Consider the following 7,571-nt stretch of genomic DNA (forward strand, 5'->3'; position numbering starts at 1 on the left):
TCGCCGGTCCGCGACGCCTTCTCCGTACGCGGCGGACCGGCGACGGCGGCCGGCCGGGCGCCGGCCGAAGACCTCGGGGGTAGGCCTCCGGCCGGGCCGGTCAGGGCGCGGCGGGGCATCGGCCATCAGGAAGAACGACCGTGCCGGTGCCGCGTGAGGGGCGGTGCGGGTTGCCTGCGGAAGGCCGGGAAAGCGGTCCGAGCCGCTCGACGGATCCGGCGCCACGGATCCGGTGGAACCAGGGGCAGTTGTAGACCTGATGAACCGTCAACGTCAAGGCCGCACAGGCGAGTTGATGTTCACCGCGTCGACCCGGTCGCCTGCTCCCCAGCAGGCGCGAGGGCGTCCACGCACATCCGACACCCTTTTTTCACAACTCCCTTGACCCTTCAATGTAACCGGCGGTAACTTCCTCGAAGGCTACTGCCGCGTAACGAGAAAGCCCTTGCATCCGCCGGGAGTGCGAGGAGGCGTGCGCGACAGCCCCTGTCCGCGCCAGGACACCGCGCCACTGAAGCCCAACCCGCATTGATCTATGCACATGGGAGCAGACATGGCCTCGTCCCCGGACCACTCGTCCGCCGACAACACGCCCGAGCAGCCGGAAAGCGATTCCCCAGCCGAAGCATCAGCCGCCCCCGGGACTTCCGCCGCCGGTGGGAGACGGGGCCGGGTGCGCCTGCGCCGGGCCGCGGTCATGGCGGTGCCCGCCACCCTGGTCGCCGCCGGCCTCGCGATCCTGACCGCGCAGGGGGCGCTCGGTGTGCAGTTCGCGATCTCGGGCATGCCGTTCACGGTCACCGCGACCGAACTCAACGGCACCGGGTTCGAGCAGTTCGGCGGGCTCGACAACATGGCGGACGGCAGCCCCAACGCCGGGGACACCGGCGGCCAGGTGCTCGTCGTCACCTCGGCGATCAAGAACGCCACGCTGACCAAGCTGTGCCAGAGCGTCGACCTCGGCGGCACCAACCTGCTGATCACCGCGGGCGGTGGCCGGCAGAAGGTGAAGGCGACCGACCTCACCACCGACTCGACCGAGCTGTCGGGTGACGCGGCGTTCGGCAACATCGAGATCGGCAACGACGCCAGCACGCTGGACAAGGCGAACGCCAAGGGCCCGATCGGCGTCTTCAGCCAGCAGGCCGACACCGTCCACATCGGCAATCTGCGGCAGACCAACTACGCGACCACGGCCGGCGTCTTCAAGCTGCCCGGTCTCAAGCTCCGTTTCAGCGACTCGGGTTGCTGATCCCATGCCGGATCGTCCACCTCGGGGACTGAGGCCCGCCTTCCGGGGATGGCGGGCCCGTCGGCCGTTCTGGGGCGGGCTGCTGCTCGCCCTCGGCGGCGGCGAGATCCTGCTCACCGAGAAGGCGTCGCTGAAGGTCGTGACGCACATCGGCATGCAGGGCCTGGCCGGTTACCTGCTGCCGACGCTGATGGTGCTGCTGGGCCTGCTGATCCTCTTCAACCCCGGACAGCGCCTCTTCTACTCCATCACCGGCATCCTGGTCACGCTGGGCACCTGGCTCACCTCGAACCTGGGCGGCTTCTTCATCGGCCTCCTGCTCGGTGCCGTCGGCAGCTGCCTCGCCTTCGGCTGGCTCCCCGACCAGGAGCCCCGGATCAGCCGCCGCAAGCGCCGCGATCTGGCGCGGGCCGGCGCCGAGGGCCCGGCCGACGGCATGGGCGCGGACGCGGACGCCGGTGCGCGAGCGGGGACAGGAGCCGGTGCGGGCGCGGGGACAGGAGCCGGTGCGGGCGCGGGGGCCGGGGAACCGGCCTGAGTCGGCGAGCCGTCGCGCCGCCGTTCCGCACCGGTCCCCAGTCCCCGGCCGTCCGGCCTGCCGCCGAACGGCCGAGCGGGACCGACACCCCCTGAGGAATCACGGGATCAGTGGGGCAGACCGATGTACTGGCCCATGGCGGTGGCCGCGTGGGTGAAGAAGGCGGCCGGGTCGGCGGCGACGCCCGCGATATGGCCGTTGACCTCGAAGCCGACCATGCCGTGCAGCTGGGTCCAGACGATCAGCATGCGGGTGATGACCGGGGTGGGCAGGCCGCTCAGCATGCCCTGGGCCAGCGGCTCGATCGTGCGGGCCATGCCCTCGGACAACTCGGGCGCGGGCACGTGGTCCACGGCGAGTTCGCCGGCCGCCAACGCCTCGCGGACCAGGCCGAGCAGGACCAGGACCGTGCGGGCGCCCGCGGCCATCGTCTCCGGCGGGGCGTCGTAACCGGGCACCGGGCGGCCCCAGATCAGCACGTACTCCTCGGGGTGGGCGAGCGCCCACGCGCGGACACCCTCGCAGCACGCGACCCAGCGGCCCAGCAGCTCGGCCCCGGCCTTCTCCGCCTCGGTGGCGGCCCGCTCCGCGCTGTCGCCCATCGCGTTGTAGGCGGCCAGCACCAGGTCGGTCAACAGGGCGTCCCGGTCCGGGAATCGCTCCTCGATCAGGGCCGGGTCGACGCCGGCCGCGCGGGCCAGCTCGGCCGGGTCCAGGTCGACGCGGTGCCGGGCCGCGAGGCGGCCGCCCGCCTCGGCCTTCAGCCGGGAGACGGCCGTCTCGGGGCCGTCCTGGTGGGGGTCACGGGCTTGGGAAGTCGTCATGATCCCGACCCTGTCAGAGGTCCTGCATCGCGTCGATTACATGGCGGGTAATGGGGCGTGAATGCGGCCGGTTCTGGCTAAAGGGTGCGGTATCAGGGCCCGTTGGCGCGGAACGGCGGTTGGGTTTCTGTCCGACAGAGGATCTCGGGTGGGTTCGCGGAGCCAGAGGATCAGTGCGACGAGGTGGGCTCCGGCCGCGGAGCGGGCGGCGAGTTCGTCGAAGCGGGTGGCGATTCCCAGCGGGCGAACCGCTCACAGACCGTCTGCCACGGTCCGCAGCGTTGTGGCAGGTCACGGCCCTGCGGCACCGGTCCGCAAGGCCCTAGGCGTCTGCCCCGGCGCGGACGACTGTGGGCTCCGAGGGTGAAGCGGCGCCCCGGCCCGGGCCGGCGGTGGCCGCGACGGCGGCAGGCGCGGTCGTGGTCGCGGTCGTGGTCGTGGTCGTGGTCGCAGCGTCCTTGACGATCTCGTCCTTCATCGCCTTCGCCTCGCTCTTCAGGATGCGCAGGGACTTGCCCAGCGAACGGGCGGTATCCGGCAGCTTCCTGGAGCCGAACAGCACGATGACCACGATGGCGAGGATCAGCAGGTGCCAGGGCTCGAGTCCGTTGCGGAGCATGACCGCACCCTCCCAGTTCTCAGGTTCTTCCCGACGGCCTAGGACTCGGATGCTCCGGGATGACTCCATACGCCCGCTGTATCGCGCGACCGGGGGCCCGGTGGGGCGGTGCGCGGGGACGGTACGGCGTCGGCCGTCTCCCGTTCGGCCAGCCGGCCGACGAGGAGGCGTACGACGTCGACGACGGCGGCCTGCTCCCCGGGGTCCACGAAGTACACCTGGCGGCGGCCCTCACGGCGGGAGCGGACGAGGCCGGCGAGCTTGAGCTTGGTCAGGTGCTGGCTGATCGCGGGCAGCGCGCCGCCGACCCGTTCGGCCAGCCCGGTGACGTCACTCTCGCCGTGGGCGAGCGCCCACACCATGTGCAGCCGGGCGGGTGAGGCGAGCAGTCCGAAAGCCGCGGCCGCCTCGGTGAGCACCTCGGCCGAGGGGTCCTGCCGGCCCGTGCGGGGCGTCCCCATGCTCGCCGTCCTCCTGCCGCTCCTCGCTGTACACGCGTTGCATGTGAACCGTACGTGAGCTGTGCGTGCGCCGTGTGTGACCTGTGTCCGTGTTCAGTCTAGGTTCGCGGGCGGGTACCGGGGCCGCGGTGCGCAGGCGCTGCGAGACCCACGACGCGGGTGCCCCCGGAATCCGGGGACACCCGCGTCGTTCGGCTCCGCGGCCGTGGCCGCGCCGCTGACGGTCAGTCGAGACCGGCGGACTTCAGCCAGGCCCTGGCGACGTCCAGCGGGTCCTTGTTCTGCGACTGCACCTGGGTGTCCAGGTCCAGCAGGGTCGCGGTGTCCAGCTTGCGGGAGACCGCGTCGAGCGCCTCGACGCCCTTCTTGTCCAGCGCGTCCTTGCGGATGAGCGGCTGCACGTTCTCGAAGCCGAAGAGGTTCTTCGGGTCCTGAAGGACGACGAACTTCTCCTTGGCGATGGTCGGGTCCGTGGTGAAGATGTCCCCCACCTGCACGGCGTTCTTCGCCAGCGCCGTCTGGGTGAGCGGGCCGCCCGCGTCCAGCGCCTTGAAGGACTTGAAGTCGAGGCCGTACACGTCCTTCAGGCCCACCAGGCCCTGCCGCCGGGTCTGGAACTCGGGCGAGGCACCGATGGTCAGGTCCTTCGCGACGGCCTTGAGGTCGGCGATGGAGGACTTCTCGGTGAGGTGATACTTCTTCGCGGTGCTCGCGTTGACGGTCACCGAGTCCTTGTCCTGCGCCGGCGAGTACATGGGCACCGTCAGCTTCGGGTCCAGCTTCTTCAGGATGGCCGACGTGGTCTCCTCGGCCGACGTCGGCGCCGCCTTCGGGTCGAGGTAGGCCAGCAGCGCGCCGTTGTACTCGGGCAGCACGGAGATGGAGCCGTTCTTGAGCAGGCCGTAAGTGGTCTCGCGGCTGCCGATGTTCGGCTTGTAGGTGACCTTGACGCCCTTGGCCTTGAGGGCCTCGCCATAGATGTCCGCGAGCAGGATGCTCTCGGCGAAGTTGTTGGAGCCGACGACCACGCTGTCGCCGCTCGCCTTCTTGTCCGAAAGGGGGTCACTGCCCTTGTCGTCGGCGGAGCTACAGCCCGCCAGCAGGGCCGTAGCCGCCGCGAGGGCGACCACCGCCGCGCCTCGGTTCCTCCGGATGGTCCTGCTGATGCGGTTGGTGTGAGTCACCCACTGATCCAATCCAGCCGCTTCTCCGTCAGTCAAGTGCCTTCAGATCACCGATCGGCTTCGATCTGCGACCAGTTGGGAGCTTGTTGTAACGGATTCTTGATAAAGGCCGAGCATATTGACGCTTCAAGGAGCAGGTAGTCTCACCGAAGTTGATATCGGTCACAGCGGTGCACGGGGCCCGCTTCCGCCGAAAGGCGTCCCACGAAGGAGGCCCGGTGTCCACGAACGAGGTGGACGCGCCCGCCCGGCGTGCCCCGGTGCGCAGCGGTATCGGGGGCTTCGCCGACCGCTGGCCCTTCCGTCGCAAGCTCAACCTGCTCGTCGGCATCCCGCTCGCCGTCGTCGCCGTCCTCCTCTGGTACCTCGTCACCGACCTCATGCGGCAGTCGGACAGTGCCGAGTCAGCGGCGCGGACGGTGCGGGACAGCGCCCAGGTCGCCCGTCTCGTGGACCGTCTGGAGGCCGAGCACCAGCAGGCGATCCTGCTCTCGGCGCGCTACGAGTCCGGTTACTCCGCACCCTCGCTGTCCGCGTACCGCGGCGCGCAGACCTCGGTGGACGCCCAGGCGAAGCGGGTGCGCGCCACCTTCGGCGACCGGCTCACGGACGCCGGTTCGCAGGCACTGAAAGACGTGGACGGCCTGTCCAGCCTGCGCCAGAGCGTCGAGCGCGGCTATCTGCCCGCCGACAACATCGACCCCGCCTACACGGACGCGACCGGCGGCCTCATCGACGGTCTGGGGCTCGACCGCGACAGCGACCTCGCCGCGACCTTCACCGGCAACCTGCTCGACTCCCTGCTGCGCGCGGACGCCGCCCACGGGGCCTTCGAGACCAGCGTGTTCTCCGCGACGACCGGGGACACGAACGCGCTGATCGAGTTCACCCACGCGGTCGGCTCCAACGACCTGTACCGCCACCAGAGCGAGCGCTTCGCCCGCTTCGCCACCGAGCGGCAGGCGCAGCAGCTCGCCGGCATCGACCGCTCAAGGGCCCAGCAGAAGATCGCGCAGGCGTACGCGGACCTGCAGATCGATCCCACCCGGCTCGAGGCCGGGTCGCGCGACGAGATCCGCCGGGCGGTGCAGCGCGCGCTGACCGACTACCCGGACTACTCCCACCAGGCCGCCGACCGGCTGCGCGTCACCACCTCCCTGATCGGCCAGATCGCCGACCGCGCCGACGCCGACGCGGACTCCGCCGAGTGGCGGGCCGGCCTGCTGCTGTACGGCGCGCTGCTCGGACTCGCGCTGTGGATCGCCTTCGCGGTGCTGGTACGCCGCTCGGTGGTGCGGCCCGTGCAGGCGCTGACCGAGGCCGCGCGCGAGGTCGAGGAGGTGGCGGGCCGTGAGCTGGCCCGAGTGGCCGACGACGACGCCGAGGACGACGGGCCGCCCCGGCTGCGGGACATGCCGGTCACCGCGCGCGACGAGATCGGCGACCTGGCGGAGGCGTTCAACCGGGTGCAGACGACGGCCGCGGCGCTGCTGGCCCGACAGGTGGTCAGCCGCCGCAACACCGCGGAGATGTTCGGCAACGTCGGCCGCCGGGTGAGCAACCTGACCACCCGCCAGCTCGCGCTGCTGGACTCCGTGGAGCGCGGCGAGACCGACCCGGTGCTGCTGGAGCGGCTGTACTCCATCGACCACATCGCCGTACGCCTGCGCCGCAACGCGGACAGTCTGATGCTGCTGGCCGGCATCCGGGAGACGGCGCTGGACGGCGAGCCACTGCCGCTGTCCACCGTGGTGCGGGCCGCGCTCGGTCAGATCGAGGGCTATCCCCGGGTCCGGCTGTACGCGGCGTCGGACGCCATGGTGGAGCCGGACATCATCGGCGACCTCACGCTGATGACGGCGGAACTGCTGGAGAACGCGGTCTCGTTCTCGCCCGAAGGCAGTCCGGTGGAGGTGACCGTCCGGTCCGGCCCCGAGGGCGCCCACATCGTCGTCACCGACCACGGCCTCGGCATGAGCGCCGCGCGGCTCGCCGAGGAGAACGCCCGGCTGATCCGCCGCGAGCGGCTGGACCTCGTGCCGACGAAGGTGCTGGGCCTGTTCGTGGTGGGCGCGCTGGCCCGCCGTTGGGAGATCGGCGTCGAGTTGACCCGGACCCCGGGCGGCGGTGTGACGGCGGAGGTGACGCTGCCGGCGTCGCTGCTGCTCACGCTGGGCCCGGTGACGGCACCGCCACCGTCCCCGGTCGCCCTGGCACCCGCGCCGGCCGACGCCGCCTCGGGGCCGGTGCCGTACGGCGCGCCCGGCGAACGGGGCGAACCCGCCGGCGAACTGCCCCGCCGCCGCCCCCGCCGGGACGCGGCAACCGCCGACGCCGAGCCCGCCGACACGGAGATCACCGACACGGAGATCACCGACGCCACGACGGCCGGCGCCGAGACGGGCGACGCGAGCACCGATGCCGCGGGCACCGCCGCCGAGACGGCCGGCGCCATGGCGGTTGGTGCCGGGTCCCCCGGTGACGAGACGGCCGGTGCCAAGACCGCCGACGCCAAGACCGCCGGTGCCGCGACCCCCGGTGCCAAGACCGCCGACGCCAAGACGGCCGGTGCCGCAACCCCCGGTGACGAGACGGCCGGCGCCGAGACCGCCGGTGACAAGTCGGCCGCCGCCGAGGCCGCCGCCACCAAGACCGTCACCCCGGGGGCCCCAGCCCCCGAGTCCGCCGACACC

7 protein-coding genes and 1 pseudogene are annotated in these 7,571 nt (G+C 71.6%); 3 read left to right on the top strand and 5 right to left on the bottom strand.

Annotated features, from left to right (window positions below):
* The first annotated feature begins 553 nt into the window (after positions 1 to 553).
* Together V7E45_RS36765 and V7E45_RS36770 are read left to right on the top strand one after the other, a co-directional pair.
* Complete coding sequence (locus V7E45_RS36765) at positions 554 to 1,252, top strand: DUF6230 family protein (RefSeq protein ID WP_333778633.1); 699 nt, start codon at positions 554 to 556, stop codon at positions 1,250 to 1,252.
* A 4-nt stretch (positions 1,253 to 1,256) separates the two neighbouring features.
* Complete coding sequence (locus tag V7E45_RS36770) at positions 1,257 to 1,790, top strand: DUF6114 domain-containing protein (protein ID WP_333778627.1); 534 nt, start codon at positions 1,257 to 1,259, stop codon at positions 1,788 to 1,790.
* A gap of 107 nt (positions 1,791 to 1,897) precedes the next feature.
* Here V7E45_RS36770 and V7E45_RS36775 read toward each other — a convergent pair whose 3' ends face one another.
* From V7E45_RS36775 to V7E45_RS36795, 5 genes and pseudogenes are all read right to left on the bottom strand, one after another.
* A complete protein-coding gene (locus V7E45_RS36775) occupies positions 1,898 to 2,614 on the bottom strand; it encodes a TetR-like C-terminal domain-containing protein (RefSeq protein ID WP_333778628.1) in 717 nt (238 codons plus the stop codon).
* A 126-nt stretch (positions 2,615 to 2,740) separates the two neighbouring features.
* Positions 2,741 to 2,848: pseudogene (locus V7E45_RS36780) on the bottom strand (IS5/IS1182 family transposase); the annotation flags it as partial.
* An 88-nt stretch (positions 2,849 to 2,936) separates the two neighbouring features.
* Entirely contained in the window at positions 2,937 to 3,233 is a 297-nt protein-coding gene (tatA, locus tag V7E45_RS36785; protein ID WP_333778629.1) for a Sec-independent protein translocase subunit TatA, read from the bottom strand.
* A 38-nt stretch (positions 3,234 to 3,271) separates the two neighbouring features.
* The gene (locus V7E45_RS36790) at positions 3,272 to 3,694 is read right to left on the bottom strand and encodes an ArsR/SmtB family transcription factor (protein WP_333778630.1); all 423 of its coding nucleotides are present in this window, start codon (positions 3,692 to 3,694) and stop codon (positions 3,272 to 3,274) included.
* A gap of 224 nt (positions 3,695 to 3,918) precedes the next feature.
* Positions 3,919 to 4,878, bottom strand: a complete 960-nt coding sequence (locus V7E45_RS36795; protein ID WP_333778631.1) for an ABC transporter substrate-binding protein — start codon at positions 4,876 to 4,878, stop codon at positions 3,919 to 3,921.
* Between the two features lie 218 nt (positions 4,879 to 5,096).
* Between V7E45_RS36795 and V7E45_RS36800 the strand changes: the two genes are divergently transcribed.
* A partial coding sequence (locus V7E45_RS36800; protein WP_333778632.1) for a sensor histidine kinase occupies positions 5,097 to 7,571 on the top strand: 2,475 nt, incomplete at its 3' end.

The organism is Streptomyces sp. IBSBF 3136, from assembly GCF_036815105.1.
Taxonomy (GTDB): domain Bacteria; phylum Actinomycetota; class Actinomycetes; order Streptomycetales; family Streptomycetaceae; genus Streptomyces.